The sequence below is a fragment of the Telluria sp. GW821-FHT07G12 genome, from assembly GCF_059418525.1.
This window is the reverse complement of record NZ_JBWKQA010000008.1, coordinates 66934-83395: the sequence shown is the minus strand read 5'-3', so window position 1 is coordinate 83395 and position 16462 is coordinate 66934. Positions and strand designations below refer to the sequence as shown.

Annotated in this window: 15 protein-coding genes and 1 tRNA gene; 6 read left to right on the top strand and 10 right to left on the bottom strand. The window is 65.7% G+C overall.

Annotated features, from left to right (window positions below; genetic code table 11):
• Positions 1–39: 39 nt before the first annotated feature.
• Positions 40–1131: a redox-regulated ATPase YchF gene (ychF, locus tag AC07PE_RS24025; protein WP_498769238.1), complete on the bottom strand. Its 1092-nt coding sequence runs from the start codon at positions 1129–1131 to the stop codon at positions 40–42.
• Positions 1132–1207: 76 nt separating this feature from the next.
• Positions 1208–2305 (bottom strand): patatin-like phospholipase family protein, encoded by a 1098-nt coding sequence (locus AC07PE_RS24020; protein ID WP_498769235.1) that lies wholly within the window; start codon positions 2303–2305, stop codon positions 1208–1210.
• Between the two features lie 125 nt (positions 2306–2430).
• On the opposite strand from AC07PE_RS24020, the gene AC07PE_RS24015 reads away from it, so the two are divergent.
• The 5 genes from AC07PE_RS24015 to AC07PE_RS23995 all read left to right on the top strand — a co-directional run bounded on the left by AC07PE_RS24015 (position 2431) and on the right by AC07PE_RS23995 (position 8231).
• Positions 2431–3126 (top strand): YIP1 family protein, encoded by a 696-nt coding sequence (locus AC07PE_RS24015; protein WP_498769233.1) that lies wholly within the window; start codon positions 2431–2433, stop codon positions 3124–3126.
• Positions 3127–3129: 3 nt separating this feature from the next.
• Positions 3130–4353 carry an efflux RND transporter periplasmic adaptor subunit gene (locus tag AC07PE_RS24010; RefSeq protein ID WP_498769231.1) on the top strand — a complete coding sequence of 408 codons (1224 nt, stop codon included), beginning with the start codon at positions 3130–3132 and terminating at the stop codon, positions 4351–4353.
• Complete coding sequence (locus AC07PE_RS24005; RefSeq protein WP_498769229.1) at positions 4350–5039, top strand: ABC transporter ATP-binding protein; 690 nt, start codon at positions 4350–4352, stop codon at positions 5037–5039. The genes AC07PE_RS24010 and AC07PE_RS24005 overlap by 4 nt, the downstream gene beginning before the upstream one ends.
• Positions 5036–6256, top strand: a complete 1221-nt coding sequence (locus tag AC07PE_RS24000; protein WP_498769227.1) for an ABC transporter permease — start codon at positions 5036–5038, stop codon at positions 6254–6256. Before AC07PE_RS24005 ends, AC07PE_RS24000 begins: the two co-directional genes overlap by 4 nt.
• A gap of 127 nt (positions 6257–6383) precedes the next feature.
• Complete coding sequence (locus AC07PE_RS23995; RefSeq protein WP_498769225.1) at positions 6384–8231, top strand: DUF3857 domain-containing transglutaminase family protein; 1848 nt, start codon at positions 6384–6386, stop codon at positions 8229–8231.
• On the opposite strand, the gene AC07PE_RS23990 is transcribed toward AC07PE_RS23995, so the two are convergent.
• On the bottom strand, positions 8228–8707 hold the full coding sequence (locus AC07PE_RS23990; RefSeq protein WP_498769223.1) for a GNAT family N-acetyltransferase: 480 nt from the start codon (positions 8705–8707) through the stop codon (positions 8228–8230). The two genes, AC07PE_RS23995 and AC07PE_RS23990, sit on opposite strands and share 4 nt — an antisense overlap.
• 45 nt (positions 8708–8752) lie before the next feature.
• On the opposite strand from AC07PE_RS23990, the gene AC07PE_RS23985 reads away from it, so the two are divergent.
• Positions 8753–10195 carry an HD domain-containing phosphohydrolase gene (locus tag AC07PE_RS23985; protein WP_498769221.1) on the top strand — a complete coding sequence of 481 codons (1443 nt, stop codon included), beginning with the start codon at positions 8753–8755 and terminating at the stop codon, positions 10193–10195.
• A 45-nt stretch (positions 10196–10240) separates the two neighbouring features.
• Here the strand turns inward: AC07PE_RS23985 and pth are convergent, their stop codons facing one another.
• From pth to AC07PE_RS23950, 7 genes are all read right to left on the bottom strand, one after another.
• Positions 10241–10825 (bottom strand): aminoacyl-tRNA hydrolase, encoded by a 585-nt coding sequence (pth, locus tag AC07PE_RS23980; protein WP_230024164.1) that lies wholly within the window; start codon positions 10823–10825, stop codon positions 10241–10243.
• Positions 10826–10960: 135 nt separating this feature from the next.
• Complete coding sequence (locus tag AC07PE_RS23975) at positions 10961–11548, bottom strand: 50S ribosomal protein L25/general stress protein Ctc (RefSeq protein ID WP_498769219.1); 588 nt, start codon at positions 11546–11548, stop codon at positions 10961–10963.
• A gap of 195 nt (positions 11549–11743) precedes the next feature.
• Complete coding sequence (locus AC07PE_RS23970; protein WP_498769217.1) at positions 11744–12694, bottom strand: ribose-phosphate pyrophosphokinase; 951 nt, start codon at positions 12692–12694, stop codon at positions 11744–11746.
• 152 nt (positions 12695–12846) lie between these two features.
• A tRNA-Gln gene (locus AC07PE_RS23965) sits at positions 12847–12923 on the bottom strand.
• A 66-nt stretch (positions 12924–12989) separates the two neighbouring features.
• A complete protein-coding gene (ispE, locus tag AC07PE_RS23960) occupies positions 12990–13889 on the bottom strand; it encodes a 4-(cytidine 5'-diphospho)-2-C-methyl-D-erythritol kinase (RefSeq protein ID WP_498769215.1) in 900 nt (299 codons plus the stop codon).
• A gap of 1 nt (position 13890) precedes the next feature.
• Positions 13891–14514: an outer membrane lipoprotein LolB gene (locus AC07PE_RS23955; protein WP_498769213.1), complete on the bottom strand. Its 624-nt coding sequence runs from the start codon at positions 14512–14514 to the stop codon at positions 13891–13893.
• Between the two features lie 49 nt (positions 14515–14563).
• On the bottom strand, positions 14564–16312 hold the full coding sequence (locus tag AC07PE_RS23950) for a tetratricopeptide repeat protein (protein ID WP_498769211.1): 1749 nt from the start codon (positions 16310–16312) through the stop codon (positions 14564–14566).
• Between the last annotated feature and the right edge of the window lie 150 nt (positions 16313–16462).

Sequence of the window (16462 nt, the reverse complement as noted above, 5' to 3'; positions counted from 1 at the left end):
CCAACAGGCGCACGGGGCTTTCTTATTGGAGCCGCAGGATCAGACGTTGAACAGGAAGTTCAGCACATCCCCATCCTTGACCACATATTCCTTACCCTCAGCCCGCATCTTGCCCGCTTCCTTCGCACCAGCCTCGCCCTTCAGCGCGATGTAGTCCTCATAGGCAATCGTCTGCGCACGGATGAAGCCGCGCTCGAAATCGGTGTGAATCACGCCGGCCGCCTGCGGGGCGGTGTCGCCGACATGGATGGTCCAGGCGCGCACTTCCTTCACGCCGGCGGTGAAGTAGGTTTGCAGGCCGAGCAGCTTGTAGGCGGCGCGGATCAGGCGGTCCAGGCCCGGCTCTTCCATGCCCATGTCGGACAGGAAGGCGGCCTTGTCGGCGTCGTCCAGATCGGCGATTTCCGCTTCGATGGCGGCGCTGATCGCCACGATCGGCGCATTCTGCGCTTTCGCGTATTCGGTCAGCTGGTCCAGCAGCGGGTTGTCCTTGAAGCCGGTGTCGGACACGTTGGCAACGAACATCGCCGGCTTGGCGGTGATCAGGCACAGGGTCTTGATCATGGCCATCTCGTCGGCGTCGAGGCCGGCGGTACGCACCGGCTTGCCTTCGTTCAGGTGCGGCATCAGGCGCTCGCAGATGGCAACCAGCTTGGCCGCATCCTTGTCGCCCGAGCGCGCCTTCTTGTTCTCGCGATGGATCGCCTTTTCGACGGCGCCCATGTCGGCCAGCGCCAGTTCGGTCTGGATCACTTCGATGTCGTCCAGCGGGCTGACCTTGCCGGCCACGTGGATCACGTTGTCGTCTTCGAAGCAGCGCACCACGTTGACGATGGCGTCGGTCTCGCGGATGTGCGACAGGAACTGGTTGCCCAGGCCCTCGCCCTTCGAGGCGCCCGCCACCAGGCCGGCGATGTCGACGAATTCGACGATGGCATTGACCATGCGCTCGGGCTTGACGATGTCTGCCAGCGCCTGCATGCGCGGATCCGGCACCTCGACCACGCCGACGTTCGGCTCGATGGTGCAGAACGGATAGTTTTCAGCCGGGATGCCGGCCTTGGTCAGGGCGTTGAACAGGGTGGACTTGCCGACGTTGGGCAGGCCGACGATGCCGCATTTGAGACTCATGGGAAGCTTTCAGTGATCGAATTTACGAAACCCCATATTGTACCTCTGCTCGCCGCCAAAGACTGCAAATGCTCGCTCAAAGCGGACGAATGCGCGACAGATCGGGCTTGTTCACAAACGCCGCAAACTCGTCCCGCAGGCGCCCGCCCTCATCCATCGCCTGCTTCCAGGCAAGAATCCGCGCCTCGTGGTTCAGTCCGTAGAACTTGAAATCGCTACGATCGATTAGTTTCCCACGCGGCAACTTGCCCAAAAATTCAGCACTCGGCGCAACGATCAGCACATTGTCCAGCCAGCTACGGTTCGGCCCGCGTGCGGCGCGGCGCCAGGGCAGCGCCTTGTCCAGCCAGCCCGGCACGATGTGTTCGCTGAAGTGCGGGTAGAACACGAGCGCGCCCTGCTCCTGCTCGGCCAGGCGGGCATACGGCAGGGCCAGGTTGTAGTCGATGATGCCGCCGTCCCAGTAATGGCCCGGCGGCGCCCCGGCGATGTCGCGCACCGGCTTCATCAGCATGGGCAGCGTACCGGAGGCCAGCAGGCCGGACGCCAGGTTCTCGCCCGTGAGCGGCGAGAAGTGCGTGGCGAAGCTGTCGAAGCGCTCGCGCAGCCAGGACGCGGCACTGCGCACGTCGCCGATCACCACGCGGTCCATCAGGTGCGCCAGGCGGTCGCGCGAGGCCAGGTTGTGCAGGGCCGCCGCGGCGAATCCCTTCATTTCCGCATAGCGGTGGCCGGGGGCGGAAAGAAGACGCTTGCCGCGCACCGTCAGCAAGTGCAGGCGGTGCTGTGGGTGGTTGACGATGTCGTCCTCGTGGCCGCGCACGAATTCTTTCAAGAGACCCTGCACCACCTCGTCGATCTGTTCCTGCGACGGTTTGGTGCTGGTGTAGCGCTGGCCGCTGTAGAGCTCGCCCAAACGCTCGAAGGCCTTGACCGGATCCTTCTGGCAGGCGGCGGCCATGCGCCAGGCGCCGATCGAGGAGCCGATCAGGGTGCGCTCGCGCGGCGCGGTGGGAAACCACTCGCCGAACACCCACTGGTCGAGCGAGCGGAAGATCAGTCCCTTGGGACCGCCGGCGGCGGCCGGCACGACGGCGATGTCGCGTGCGCGCAAGCCATGCGCGCGGATCTGAGCCAGGGCCAGCGGCCCGGCGTGGAAGGTTAAGGCGCTCATGGGCGAAATTATCGCAGGCCTTGCCGTGCTGCGCTTCCCTCCACTCAAATTGCATTGTGACAATAGGTGAGTTTTTGGCGCAAAGATCTCGCATACACTCGGTTACCACTCGTCAAGGAGGCACTATGGCCACGCAAGCGCTGTTCGATATCGGTAACGTCATGATGGATCCCACGCCGACCTTTGCCCGCTTGAAGGGCAAGACCAGCGCCTGGCTTCCCCTGCTGATCCTGATCGTGCTGTCCATGGCGATCCTCTACTGGTGGATCTCGACCCTCGACTTCGCCTGGTTCGTCGAGCACCTGGTGGCGTCGCAGCCCAAGGCCACGCCGGAGGTGCGGGCGGCGATGGAAAAATTCATGACGCCGACCTCGATGCTGGTGAGCTCGAGCATCGGTGCCGTGGTCGGCACCTTGGTGGCGCTCCTGCTGTCGGCCCTGTACTACCTGATCGCGAGCAAGGTCATCGACGCCCAGATCGGCTTCGGCAAATGGTTCGGCTTCGCGGTGTGGACCAGCGTGCCGCGCCTGCTGACGATTCCGCTGTCCGCGCTGCAGATCGTGACCTCGCACGGCCGCCTGGCGCCCGAAGACCTGAACATGGCTTCGCTCAATTTCCTGGTGTTCCACCTGCCGATTGGTAACCCCTGGGCCAGCCTGGTCGGCAGCATCGACCTGACGATGTTCTGGAGCATCGCCCTGGCCGTGCTCGGCCTGAAAGTCTGGACCGGCCGTTCGACCGCGACCTGCGTGACGGTCGCCCTGCTGCCCTACGCGATCGTCTACGGCCTGTGGGCCGCGAAAATCGCCTTCTTCGGATAAGCCATGCGCAAGAAACTGATCGGTGCGGCCGTCGCAGCCGCCGTCATTGCCGTCCCGGTGGCGGTCAAATTCGGCAGCAGCAAGCCGAGCCGCGAGGCCGAGCTGGCGACCGTGCAGAAGCTGGAGATCCACCCGTCCATCCTCGCCACCGGCAACCTGGTGTTCCGCCAGGAGGTGCAACTGTCGGCCGAGGTCATCGGCAAGGTGGCCGGGGTGCTGGTCAAGGAAGGCGACCAGGTGAAGCGCGGGCAGATCCTGCTGAAACTCGATCCGACCGTCTACCTGGCCGAGGTGGCGCAGCAGGAAGCCAGCCGCCGCAACGCCGCGATCGCCATCGAGCGCGCCCAGATCAACCTGGCAAACCAGCAGCGCAGCCTGGAGCGCACCGGCCAGCTGTACAAGGCCAAGTACATCGACATCTCGAAGTACGACGACGCCGTGCACCAGGTCGACGTCGCCAAGGTCGACCTGCGCGCCAGCCGCGAGACCCTCGAGCAGGCCAGCGCCCAGCTGTCGCAGTCGCGCGAGCACCTGGCCAAGACCGAGGTGCGGGCGCCGATCGACGGCACCGTGACCGCGGTCCCGATCAAGATCGGCGAGACCGCCGTCGCCAGCGCCACCGGCATCGCCGGCTCCTCGCTGATGACGATCGCCGACGTCGGCTCGATCATGGCCGAAGTCAACGTGGACGAAGCCGACATCGCGCGCGTGGCCGTCGGCCAGCAGGCCAAGGTGTTCCCGTCTGCCTACCCCGACCAGCCGCTCACCGGCAAGGTGGAGAGCGTGGCGATGGCGCCGAAGAGCGCCATGCCCGGCGCACAAAGCCAGGGCCGCAACTACGTGGTCAAGCTGCACCTCGACGAACCGAAGCTGGCGCTGCGCTCGGGCATGACCTGCCGCGTCGAGATCGTGGTCGGCGGCAGCGCTGCCCGTCCCGCGGTGCCGATCCAGGCGGTGATGAACGAAGAAGTCGCCGGCGCGAAGGAGAAGGACCACGTCAGGAACACGAACTATGTGTTCGTGATCCAGGACGGCAAGGCGAAGAAGACGAACGTCGAACTGGGCCTGTCCGACGACGCCAACCAGGAAGTGACCAAGGGGCTGGCGCCCGGCCAGACCATCGCGGTCGGCCCGGCACGCCTGCTGCGCGAGCTGCACGACGGCGACCAGGTCAGCGCCAAGAAGGCGGACGTCAAGGCTGCGGACGCGAAGGTCGCGCAGCGATGATCCGCCTGCAGGGCATCACCAAGGAATACCGGATGGGCGACCAGACGGTCCACGCGCTGCAGGGCATCGACCTGGGTATCGAACGCAACGAGATGGTGGCCTTCATCGGGGCGTCCGGTTCCGGCAAGTCGACCATGATGAATATCGTCGGCTGCCTGGACCGCCCGAGCAGCGGCGAGTACTGGCTCAATGGCCGCGCCGTGGCCACGATGTCCGGCGATGACCTGGCGCGCGTGCGCAACCAGGAAATCGGCTTCATCTTCCAGAGCTTCCACCTGCTACCGCGCGCGAGCGCGGTCGACAACGTGGCCCAGCCGCTGATCTACCGCGGCATCCCGCTGCGCGAACGCCTGGCGCTGGCCGCGCAGGCGCTGGAGCGCGTCGGCCTGGGCGCGCGCATGCACCACCGTCCCAATGAACTGTCCGGCGGCCAGCGCCAGCGGGTCGCGATCGCGCGCGCGCTGGTGGGCAACCCGTCCATCCTGCTGGCCGACGAACCGACCGGCAACCTCGATTCGGCCACCAGCCTCGACATCATGGCCCTGATCCGCGAGCTGCACGCAGGCGGCCAGACGGTCGTCATCGTCACCCACGAACCGGAAATCGCGGAGCAGTGCCAGCGCGTGGTGCGCCTGCGCGACGGCCGCGTCATGTCGGATACCCGCGTGGCGGAGCGTGCGGCATGAACCTGTTCCTGGAAGCCGTGCGCTCGGCGCTGGCATCGATCCGCGCGCACCGGCTGCGCAGTTTCCTGACCTCGCTCGGCATCGTCATCGGGGTGGCGTCGGTCATCACCGTGATCTCGCTGATCCAGGGCCTGTCGAAAAGCGTCAGCGACCAGTTCGAGGGACTGGGCGGCAACGGCCTGACGATCCAGGCGCGCAACGAGTTCAAGGACCGCATGCGCGGCAAGATCAACTACCTGCGCGTCGAGGACGTCGAGCAGCTGCGCCTGCGGGTCGACGGCATCCGCGAGCTGAGCCCCTTCTTCGTCCCCGGCCAGTCCGAGGTGCGCTTCACGGGCATGACGGCCACCGCCCAGGTGTTCGCCACCTCGGCCAGCTACCAGGAGGTGAACCAGCGCTTTGCCCGCCTGGGACGCTTCATCAGCGACTCCGACAACGCTGGCGCGCGGCGCGTGGCCGTGATCGGCGAAAAGCTGATCCACGACCTGCACCTGCCCGAGAATCCGGTCGGGCAGTTCATCCTGTACGGGAACGAGTGGTTCAAGGTCATCGGCGTGATGGAAAAGCGCGGCGAGGTCTTCGGCATGTCCCAGGACAACTACATGATCATCCCGTTCAAGACCGGGCAGAGCCTGATCGGCAATAACACCCGCCCCTACCTGGCGATCACGGTGGCCGTGCGCGACCTGGCCCGGCTGGACGAAACGCGCAGCCGCATCCGCGCCGTGATGCGCCAGGCGCACCGCCTGAAACCCGACGAACGCGACGACTTCGAGATCGAATCGGCGGACCAGATCGCGAAGAGCTTCGACAAGCTCAGTGCGACGGTGACCCTGGTGATGAGCGGCGTGGTCGGCATCGCCCTGCTGGTGGGCGGGATCGGCATCATGAACATCATGCTGGTGTCGGTCAAGGAGCGGACCCGCGAGATCGGCATCTGCAAGGCGATCGGCGCGCGCAGCCGCGACATCCTGCTGCAGTTCCTGATCGAGGCGGTGACCCTGTCGCTGCTGGGCGGCCTGCTGGGGCTGGCGATCGGCTACGGCCTCGGCGTGGGGATCGCCGCCATGATTCCCGATTTCCCGCCGGCCGTGGTGCCGTGGTGGGCGGTGGCGCTGTCGGTGCTGTTTTCGGGCAGCGTGGGCGTGGTGTTCGGGGTGGTGCCGGCCAGCCAGGCCGCACGGCTGGATCCGATCGACGCCTTGCGCTACGAGTAAGGTAGGCACAGGCGCGCTTGTGCGTGCTCAAGGGTTGAAGCATGAGCCTGCGTAACATGGTCCGGTCGCGTTTGCGCCCCATGCGCCCGGAGTCTTCATGCCTTGTCGATATTGCGCCATGCTATTTATGTGCTTGCTGTTCCTGTGCGGACCGGCACCGGCGCGCGACACCGGCACCGATCCGGCGCTGACGATCGACCGCTTCATCCAGCACTACGTGGTCGAACCCGACGGCAGCTACCGGCTCGACGTCGACCTCGCCCGGACCATCGTCCAGCAACGCGCGCTGCGCAGCCACGGCCAGTACGCGATCAGCTACAACCGCACCCTGGACGAGATCCTGGCGCTCGATGCGTACACGCAAAAGCCGGACGGGCGGCGCGTGCCGGTGCAGCCGGGCCAGGTGCAGGACCAGCAGGAAGCCGCGGCCGCGCCCGGCGAGGCGCCGATGTTCGAAGACACGCGCCTGAAAGTGGTGGTGTTTCCCGAAGCGGCGGTGGGCGACCAGCTGGTGCTGCGCTACACGCTGCGGCGCAAGGCGACGCTGTTCCCCGGCCATTTCGAGGACCTGTCGTCCGCGCCCTTCTACGCCAGCAAGAATTACCTGCTGGTCTACGACATGCCGGCGTCGATGCCTCTGTACGCGGACGCCGCCGGCTTCGCGGCGGTGCCAAGCGACAGTCCGCCGGGGCGCCGGCGCTATCAATGGCGCTACGTGAACGGCGACAACGAGCGCCTGGAGGCCGGCTCGGTCAGCTACCTGGACTACGGCAAGCGGCTGGCGGTATCGACCTTTGCCGACTACGCGGCCTTCGCCCGCGCCTTCCGCTCGGGCGCCGCCGGCAGGACGCAGCCCTCGCCGGCCATCGCGGCGCTGGCGCGCCAGCTGACGGCCGGGCTGCCGGACGCGCGCGCGCGCGCGCTGGCGCTGTCGGACTGGGTCAGGCACAACATCCGCTACGTCGGCGTGTACGTGGGCCCGGGCGGCGTGGTGGCGCACCCGGCCGCCACCGTGCTCGAGAACCGCTACGGCGACTGCAAGGACCACGCCGGCCTGCTGGAAGCCTTGCTGGCGGCGGCCGGCATCGACAGTACGGGCGCGCTGGTCAACAGCGGCAACGCCTACCGCCTGCCGGCGGCGCCGACGCTGGGTGTGTTCAACCACATGATCACTTATGTGCCCAGCCTCGGCCTCTACCTCGATCCGACCGCCGAAGCGATGGGCGCCGGCTATCTTCCTGCCGGCATCCTCGGCAAGCCGGTGCTGCTGCTCAAAACAGGCGGCTTTGCGATGACGCCCATCCTGCAGCCGGAGCGCAACCGCAGCACGACCTGGTTCGACATCCGCCGCGATGGCCGTAGCAGCTTCAGGCTCAGCAAGACAGCCGTGGGCGCGATCGCCGAACCCTACCGCACCGCATTGCGCGATGCGCGCCAGGCCGAGCGCGAAGCCTTTGCTCAGCGCATGCTGCAGGGTTTAGGAAGAAAGAGCCGCGGCGTGTTCGATGCCCTGCCCGGCGATGGCGGAAAGGCCGGCGCGGCCGATGGCGACGAGGTCAGGCTGTCCTTTTCCGGCACCAGCGACGGCTTCCTCGACCTGCCCGGGCCGAGCGCCCTGGCCACGACCTACGATTTCTGGGGCGGACTGGCGGAGGCCGTGTCCAGCCTGGGCCAGGAAAGCGAACGGCGCCAGGACTTCGTCTGCCCCGCCCTCGACCACGAGGACGAGACGGGCTTCCGCTTCCCGAAAGGCGTGCGCATCCTGGCGCTGCCGAAGCCGGTAAAGCTGATGGATGGCGGCATCTATTATCGGGCCAGCTATGCGCGGCGCGGCAAGGACGTCGTAGTGAAGCGCCGCCTGACCTTCCGCCACGGCCGTGCCACCTGTACGCCGGCCGATTACCGCGCCATGCAGCCGGCGCTGGAACGCATCAGCCGCGATCTGCGCAGCCAGATCGTGGTGAGCGGGGACTAGGCGCGCAGCTTTTCGATGGCCGCGTCAGTCAGCTCGAAGCGCAAGTCGACCCGGTCCCGCCCCGAACGGTAGCCGCCCGGCCAGCGCGCGATCTCCTCGAAGCCGCAGCGTTGAAAGAAGCCGGCCGTGTGCGGGTGCGTATCGACCGTGACGTAACGCGGACGCTGCTTGCGGCCGGCCATGTGCAGCAGGCGGTAACGCAGCAAGGCGCGGCCGATGCCGCTGCCGTGGCGATCCGCTCGCACCAGGCCGAACACCAGCGTGCCCAGGTTGTAGAAGCTTGACAGCTCGTAGCCGCCGAAGGCCACCACCTGGTCTCCCTCGACCACGACGAAGAAGGGACCGTCCGGTTCGTCGAGGGCCGAGCGCAGCCAGGCTTCCTCGGAGGCCGGAAAATGGTCGGGGACATTGCTGCGGAAGGCTGCCAGCACCGCCTTGCGGTCGGCGTCCCGATAGCGTCTGATGCGCTGCTTCATTGCGTGCTCCTTGTTCACTCTCCTGTTGGCCGGTACATTATGGCCATGCAACTCGACGAAACCATCAGCGTGGAAGATGCCGTGCAGGTGCTGGCCATGGTCGGCGACCTGAGCATGGGCCTGCCGCCGGATCACTCGGTCCGCACGGCGCGCCTGGCCGCACGCCTGGCGGAAGAAAACGGCGATGCCGCGGATGCCTGCACCAGCACCCGCCTGGTCGGGCTGCTTCGCTGGTCGGGCAGCACGGCCACCGCCGCCGGCTTTGCCAGCCTGCTCGGCGACGACGTGCTCGGCCGGCACGCCATGGTAACCCGTACCCTGTCCGGCAATCCCAACCTGACCCTGCCGAACGTGCTGCCGCTGGCCCAGATGCAGTGCGAGGTCGCGGGCGACATCGCCCGGCTGCTCGGTCTGCCGGGCGACGTCGAGGAAGCGCTGCGCCAGCTGTTCGGCAGCCACCATCGCGGCGACATGCAGGATGCGCTGTTCGCACCCAACATCCCGCGCGCCGTCTACTACGTGCGCCTGGCCGGTGACCTCGAAGTGCTGGCGCCGGCCCACGGCACCGAGGGCGCGATGCGCCTGATCGGCGAGCGCGCCGGCGTGAAGTATCCGGCGACCCTGGTCGAACGCCTGGCGCCGCATGCGCAGGAATGGATCGATGCGCTGGGCGAGCCGTCCTGCGCGGCCGACTACGAAGGCCACGACCGCCGCGTGCCGCTCACCATCGTCGCCGACGTGATCGAGCTGAAGCTGCCCTGGCTGGCCGGCTACTCGCGCCGCGTGGCGGAGCTGGCCAAGCGCAGCGCGGTAGGCGCCGGCCTGATCGCCCTCGAGGAAAAGCCGCTGGTACGCGCCGCCCTGCTGCACGGCATCGGCCGGGTGGCGGTCCCGAACAGCGTGTGGCAGCGGCCGGCCAAATTGAGTGACCTCGAGTGGGACCAGGTGCGCAAGGTGCCGTTCTGGACCGCGCGCGCCGGCGCCCAGGTGCCGGCCATCGCGCAGGATGCGACCCTCGCCTCCTTCGTCTACGAGCGCATGGACGGCAGCGGCTACTTCCGCAAGGCGCGAGGCGAGGCGATCGGACCGCAGGAACGGGTGCTGGCGGTGGCCGCGGCCTACACCGCGATGACCTCGCCGCGGCCCTGGCGGCCTGCCCATGGCGATGCCGCCGCCGGGACCCTGCTGGTGGCGCAGGCCGGCGCCGGACGCTTCGACCGCCAGGCGGTGGCCGCCGTGCTCGATGCGGCGCGGGCGATGGCCCCGAAGCCGGGGCGTGCCAGGCCGGTGCACGATGCGCTGCTGTCCTCGCGTGAGGTGGAGGTGCTGCGCCACATCAGCCTCGGCGAGACCAGCCGCGAGGCGGCGCGGGCGATGAAGATCAGCCCGGCCAGTGTGCGGACCCACGTGGACACGATTTTCGAAAAGCTTGGGGCACACTCGCGCCCCGCTGCAACGCTCAAGGCCCTGACCCGCGGCTTGATTTAGTGCCGGTTGCGTGGGCACGGGGTGCCCACGTACGGCATCGGCAAGTCAGTCGGTATGCAGCTGCGTCGTCGCCTGCGCCATCTTCCCGTCGCACACCATCGGAATGATGCGCAGCGCCTTGTCGATCGCTTCCTCGATCAGGCTCTGCTCTTCGCGGCGCGGGCGGTGCAGCACGAAATCGGCCACTGCCTGCTGCAGGTTGAGCGTGCGCGGATGGCCGATGCCGAGGCGCAGGCGCCAGTAGTCCTGGGTGCCGAGCGCCGCGGTGATGTCCTTCAGGCCGTTGTGGCCGCCCGAGGAGCCGCCGCGCTTGAGCTTGGCCGCGCCGGGCGGCAGATCCAGTTCGTCGTGCACGACCAGCACCTCTTCCGGCGCGATCTTGAAGAAGCGCGCCAGCGCGCCGACCGACTGGCCGGAGCGGTTCATGAAGGTCAGCGGCTCCAGCAGCCAGACGTCCTTGCCCGAGATCGAGGTCTTGGCGACCATGGCGTTGAAGCGCGATTCGCGCTGCAGGTGGCAGCCGGGCAGCGTGTTGGCGAGGTTGTCGACTAGCCAGAAGCCGGCGTTGTGGCGGGTTTGTTCATATTCCGGGCCGGGGTTGCCGAGGCCGACGATCAGGCGGATGTGCATAAATTGTCAGAATAAGGATGCGTTAGGCTCGATTATCGCGGAAACCGTGCTGCGACAGATAACAAAAAACCCGCCGGACCAGGGTCGGGCGGGTTTTTGTCTTGCCGCTCCCGAAAGAGCGGCAGCGAGCAGCGATTACTCAGCAGCGGTTTCAGCAGCTGCAGCACCGCGCGGGATCGACGAGGTGGCGACGGTCTGGTCCTTGCCGTGAGCAACCACGGACACGCCTTCCGGCAGGGTCAGGTCGGACACGTGCACCGATTGACCGGCTTCCAGCTTGCTCAGGTCGACGGTGATGAATTCCGGCAGCTTGCCCGGCAGGCAGGACACGTCCAGCTCGTTCAGCACGTGCGACACGATGGCGCCGCTCAGCTTGACTGCCGGCGAGACGTCGGCGTTGATGAAGTGCAGGGCGACCTTGGTGTGGATCGGCTGCGAAGCGTCGACGCGCTGGAAGTCCACGTGCAGGACCAGTTGCTTGTATGCGTGCATCTGGAAGTCGCGCAGCAGGACTTGCTGGGCTTTACCATCCAGTTCCAGGTCCAGCACGGAGCCGTGGAATGCTTCTTTCTTGAGGGCGTGCCAGAGGGCGTTGCCATCGACGGCGATCAGTTCCGGGGTGGCGGCGCCACCGTAGATGATGCCCGGGGTCTGGCCAGCTTTGCGCAGGCGGCGGCTCGCTCCGGTCCCCTGCAGTTCGCGTTTGAATGCGACGACTTTCATGGTATTACTCCAAAATAAAGGGCTCGCGCCGGAGATATCGGCCGGTTGCCCAGGTAATGGACACCCCCGCGACCAGGGGCATCCGTGAAATGAGCGCTGACTGCGCACTCAAGAAATTCTGTAATGCATCGTGGGCACGGGGTGCCCACCCTACCGTTCAAAGTAGGATGGGCACCCCGTGCCCACGTTCTTATCTTAGTCGACGAACAGCGAGATAACCGAGTCGCCCTTCACGATACGCTTGAAGGTTTCGGCCAGCAGCGGTGCGCAGGTCAGCTGGCGGATCTTGCCGCAAGCCTGGCCGGCCGGGCTCAGCGGAATCGTGTCGGTGACGACCAGCTCGTCCAGCGGCGAGTTCGAGATACGCTCGATTGCCGGGCCGGACAGGACCGGGTGCGTGCAGTAAGCGACCACTTTCTTGGCGCCGCGCTCTTTCAGGACTTCAGCGGCCTTGGTCAGGGTGCCTGCGGTGTCGACCATGTCGTCCATGATCACGCAGTTGCGGCCTTCGACTTCACCGATGATGTTCATGACTTCCGACACGTTCGCCTTCGGGCGGCGCTTGTCGATGATCGCCAGGTCGCAGCCGAGGCGCTTGGCCAGCGCACGGGCGCGCACCACGCCGCCGACGTCCGGCGATACGACCAGCAGGTCGTCGTAGTTGCGCTTCTGCAGGTCGCCCAGCAGGATCGGGGATGCGTAGATGTTGTCGACCGGGATGTCGAAGAAGCCCTGGATCTGGTCGGCGTGCAGATCCATGATCAGCACACGTTCCACGCCGGCTTCTTCCAGCATGTTGGCAACCACCTTGGCCGAGATCGCAACGCGCGCCGAACGCGGGCGGCGGTCCTGGCGGGCATAGCCGAAGTACGGAATTGCCGCGGTGATGCGGCCTGCCGATGCGCGCTTGAGAGCGTCGACCATCAGCATGATTTCCATGAGGCTGTCGTTGGTGGGAGCGCAGGTCGATTGCAGAACGAAGACGTCCTTGCCACGAACGTTCTCGTTAATTTCGACCATGACTTCGCCGTCGGAGAACTTCGAGACCACGGCCTTACCGAGAGGAATGCCGAGGCTTTTTGCGACCCCTTCTGCTAGCGCCGGATTGGCATTGCCGGTAAAAACCATCAGGTTTTCGTAAGCCATGGGGAGTCCCAGAAGAGTAATTGAAAAATCTGAAAAGCCGTTAATGCAAGAAGATTAACGCTTGAAGTACAAAAAAAATGGGCCGCTCTAGGCGGCTCCACTTCGATTGCCTGCTGGAGCACTAGTCATCAACAGGTCAGGCAATAAAACTTTGGCAGGGGAACAAGGATTCGAACCTTGGTATGCCGGAATCAAAATCCGGTGCCTTAACCAGCTTGGCGATTCCCCTACACGAACTTGCTGCTTGCCGACGCTTTAACTATGTTGCCGCTGCGTCGACAGGCAAAATTTTATTCTACAACTCGTTGATTTGCAATAGCGATTTCATCGGATGTTTCGTTAGCGACCTTGCTTTCCATGCTGTCCACTTTGCCGGCACTTGCTTCAGTACCTGCTCTGCTTCTTGCTCTGTGAAAAACGCGCTGAACACACACGCTCCGGAACCAGTCATCCTGGCCGCCCCGTGATTTCCCAACCATTCGACCGCCTCTGCTACCGGCGGGAACAGGCGGGCTGCCACGTCCTGCAAATCATTCTTCCCGAACCCAACTGAATCTTTCGACGCAGCTTTGTGCCCTAGGAAGTCCGCTACTGTAACGGGTTTCGTGTTTCTTGTCAAATCCGGCGCCGTGAAAATCGCGGCAGTCGGCACCGAGACGCCCGGTGCTATCACCACATACCAGCAGTCCGGGCCCGGCACTGCCTGCAAGTCCTCGCCTACCCCTTCGGCGAAAGCGGTCTCGCCGAACAGGAAAAAGGGGATGTCGGCGCCCAGCGGCAAGCCGATCGCCATCAGCTCGGCCGTGCTCAAGCCGGCCCGCCACAGGTAGTTGGCCGCCATCAGCGCGGTGGCGGCGTCGGACGAGCCGCCGCCCAACCCGCCACCCATCGGCAGGCGTTTTTCGATCCGCACATCGATGCCCGCAGGCAGCTTATTAAAGCGACGTTCGTATTCAGCCTGCAGTGCACGCAAGGCGCGCACGATCAGGTCCTGCTCTTCGGGCACGCCGGGCACCTCGTTGACGCGGACGATACGCTCGTCCTCGCGCAGGTCGAAGTCGAGGGTGTCGCCGTGATCGATGAGCTGGAACACCGATTGCAGCAGGTGGTAGCCGTCGGGGCGGCGGCCCGTCACGTGCAGGAACAGGTTGAGCTTGGCCGGCGCCGGGCAGCCGTGCAGCGAGGTCAGGACCATCTCAGCTTTCCGGGAGGATGGTGATGCTGATCGACAGTTCGCCGCTGTTGGCGGTGGCGCCGCGCTCGGCGCGGATCAGCTTGGGCAGCGGTGCGCCGTTCGGTCCCGGCTTGTCCTGCCATTCCGTAAAGCGCAGGCTCCAGCCGTCGCGCGTGTAGACGTTGTTGTTGGCAGGCGAGGCCGCGAAGCGCTTGCCCTGGGCGTCGACCGCATAGCCTTGCAGCCAGTCGCGCAGCCCTGCCACCGGCAGCGCATAGCCGAGGGTCTGCTGGGTCAGCGCGTCGATGTCCTTGGCCGTGCGCGGCTCGCGATTGGCCTGGGTCAGCGTGGCAGCGTCCGGGGTGACGGCGATCTCGGCGGCGGTCTGCCCGGTGGGCGTGAACAGCGCCACGTCGATGCGTCCCGGGCGCTGGGCCCAGCTGAAACTGGCGCTGACAACTTCCCGTCCACCCTCGCTTTTCTGGGAGACGACGTTGATTTTGCCGTTCAGGTCGATGGTGTCGCGGTAGGCGCCGACCGAAGCGCTGGACAGATTCGCGGTGGAAGTGGCGCAGCCCGCCAGGGAGATGGCGATGGTGGCTGCGGCAAGGAGTTGGCAGGACAGTCGGGTCAGGGAACGTTGCATCGAATCGTGAATGTTTATTTCAAAAACAAGGTCTTATTGAAAGATTCTTTCAGAGCGAAGCGCGCAGGCGCGTCAGCGTCGTTTTGAGCGCATCGTTTTTCGGATCCTTGGCACGGGCTTCGCGCCACAGCTTGCGCGCATCGTCGTGCTGGCCCTTCTTCCACAGCACCTCGCCCAGGTGGACGGCGATCTCCGGGTCGTTGCGCAGCTGGTAGGCCTTGCGCAGCTGGGTCTCGGCCGCGTCCAGCTTGCCCAGGCGATATTGCACCCAGCCCATGCTGTCCATGATGAAAGGATCGGCCGGCGCCATCTTCTGCGCCTTGTCGATCAAGGCGTAGGCTTCCTTCAGGCGCACGTTGCGGTCCGCCAGCGAATAGCCGAGGGCGTTGTAGGCGTGGTGGTTTTCCGGCGACTTGGCGATCACCTGGCGCAGCGATTTTTCCATCACCTGGGTCTTGCCCATTTTCTCCGCCATCAGCGCGAAGTCGTACAGGAAATCGGTGTTGTCCGGGAAGCGCTTAAGGCCCTGTTCCATCAGTTTGAAGGCTTCCTGGTTCCTGCCGGCGTCGCGCAGCAGCTGGGCTTCGATCAGCACGATCTGGGCCTGCTCGGCCTTGTCCTCGGGTTTCAGGGTGCCCAGCAGCTTGCGGGCGCCCGGCAGGTCGCCCTGCTTGGCGGTCAATTGCGCCCGGCGCAGGTCGGCGCCGAACTGGATTTTGGGATCGCTGGTGTCGAGGCGATCGAGCCAGCTCAGGGCGGCGGGGATGTCGCCGCGTTCCTCGGCCAGCTGGGACAGGATCAGCACCGCCTTGGTCGGATCGCGTTCCTCGTCCGGGGCCTTGTCCATGACGTCGACGAAGCGCGTGAAGTAGTCTTCGGCGGTCTTGCTGTCGTTCATCTGCATCGACAGGATGCCGAGCGCGTACAGGGTGCCCGGATTGTTCGGCTGGGCTTTATCCAGGGTCAGGAACTCCTGGCGCGCGGCTTCGTACTGCTTGGCGTTGACCAGCAGGCGGGCATAGGCCACGCGCACTTCCTTCGCGTCCGGGTGCGCCACCAGGTAGTCGGCCAGCACTTTGGCGGACTGCTCCTCGCCTTCCGTCACCTGGGCCAGGGTCAGAATGGCGATTTCGGAATCGGGCTTGATCTGCAAGGCGGCGCGGGCTTCGCGCTCGGCATCCGCCTTGGCGCCGCGGGCCAGCGCCGTTTGCGCCAGCACCACGTGGGTCTCCATCATGTTGCCGTAGGGCGCGACCAGGCGCTCGAGCATGGCGACGGCGGCTTCCTTGTCCTTGGCGCGCATCACCAGCTGCTGCATCTGGAACATCACCAGGCCGCGGGAGCCCGGTGTGGCGTCGGCCAGGCGCTGTTTCAGCGCATTTTCTGCATCGGCGAGGTTGTCGGAGAGGATGACCAACCCCAGATAGTACTGATTGGCTTCGTCGGAATTGGGCGAGAACTGGCGCCACAGCTTGACCGCGGCGAGGGCATCCTCGGCCTGCTTGGCGGACAGCGCCATCTCGGCGGCCCGCTTGGCCAGGCGCGGATCCCTGGTCTGCTGGGCCAGGCTCATCAGCGTCAGGTAGGGTCCCTGCCAGTCGCCCTTCTTGTAGGCCAGCTCGGCATTCATGAGCTGGGTCATCATCTGGGGCGTCAGGCTCACGTTCGGCACTTGCTCATCGCTCTGCGTGGCGTCCTGGGCAGCTTCGCCAGCAGCAGCGCGGCGCTGGGCTTCGGCGGCGGCGAGCGGCCGGTCGGCGTTGTCCTGGGACGGCGCGGTCTGCTGTTTGGGCGCCACAGCGCACGCGGATAACAAGGCCGAGAGAGTTACAATGGCGAAAGTGTTTTTCAAGGTCGATCCCGCATTGACAAGATGGACCGATTCTACGCTCAACGCCCCTCGCGCGTGCGCCGCTGCAACACGAATTTACATACTTTTCTACTGTTC

Coding starts and splice junctions, on each gene's coding strand:
- AC07PE_RS23970 (WP_498769217.1), bottom strand. CDS start 12,694: ATGGCTTACGAAAACCTGATGGTTTTTACCGGCAATGCCAATCCGGCG.
- AC07PE_RS23985 (WP_498769221.1), top strand. CDS start 8,753: ATGCAACTCGACGAAACCATCAGCGTGGAAGATGCCGTGCAGGTGCTG.
- AC07PE_RS23975 (WP_498769219.1), bottom strand. CDS start 11,548: ATGAAAGTCGTCGCATTCAAACGCGAACTGCAGGGGACCGGAGCGAGC.
- AC07PE_RS23990 (WP_498769223.1), bottom strand. CDS start 8,707: ATGAAGCAGCGCATCAGACGCTATCGGGACGCCGACCGCAAGGCGGTG.
- AC07PE_RS24000 (WP_498769227.1), top strand. CDS start 5,036: ATGAACCTGTTCCTGGAAGCCGTGCGCTCGGCGCTGGCATCGATCCGC.
- ychF (WP_498769238.1), bottom strand. CDS start 1,131: ATGAGTCTCAAATGCGGCATCGTCGGCCTGCCCAACGTCGGCAAGTCC.
- pth (WP_230024164.1), bottom strand. CDS start 10,825: ATGCACATCCGCCTGATCGTCGGCCTCGGCAACCCCGGCCCGGAATAT.
- AC07PE_RS24010 (WP_498769231.1), top strand. CDS start 3,130: ATGCGCAAGAAACTGATCGGTGCGGCCGTCGCAGCCGCCGTCATTGCC.
- AC07PE_RS24005 (WP_498769229.1), top strand. CDS start 4,350: ATGATCCGCCTGCAGGGCATCACCAAGGAATACCGGATGGGCGACCAG.
- AC07PE_RS23995 (WP_498769225.1), top strand. CDS start 6,384: ATGTGCTTGCTGTTCCTGTGCGGACCGGCACCGGCGCGCGACACCGGC.
- AC07PE_RS23955 (WP_498769213.1), bottom strand. CDS start 14,514: ATGCAACGTTCCCTGACCCGACTGTCCTGCCAACTCCTTGCCGCAGCC.
- AC07PE_RS24015 (WP_498769233.1), top strand. CDS start 2,431: ATGGCCACGCAAGCGCTGTTCGATATCGGTAACGTCATGATGGATCCC.
- AC07PE_RS24020 (WP_498769235.1), bottom strand. CDS start 2,305: ATGAGCGCCTTAACCTTCCACGCCGGGCCGCTGGCCCTGGCTCAGATC.
- ispE (WP_498769215.1), bottom strand. CDS start 13,889: ATGGTCCTGACCTCGCTGCACGGCTGCCCGGCGCCGGCCAAGCTCAAC.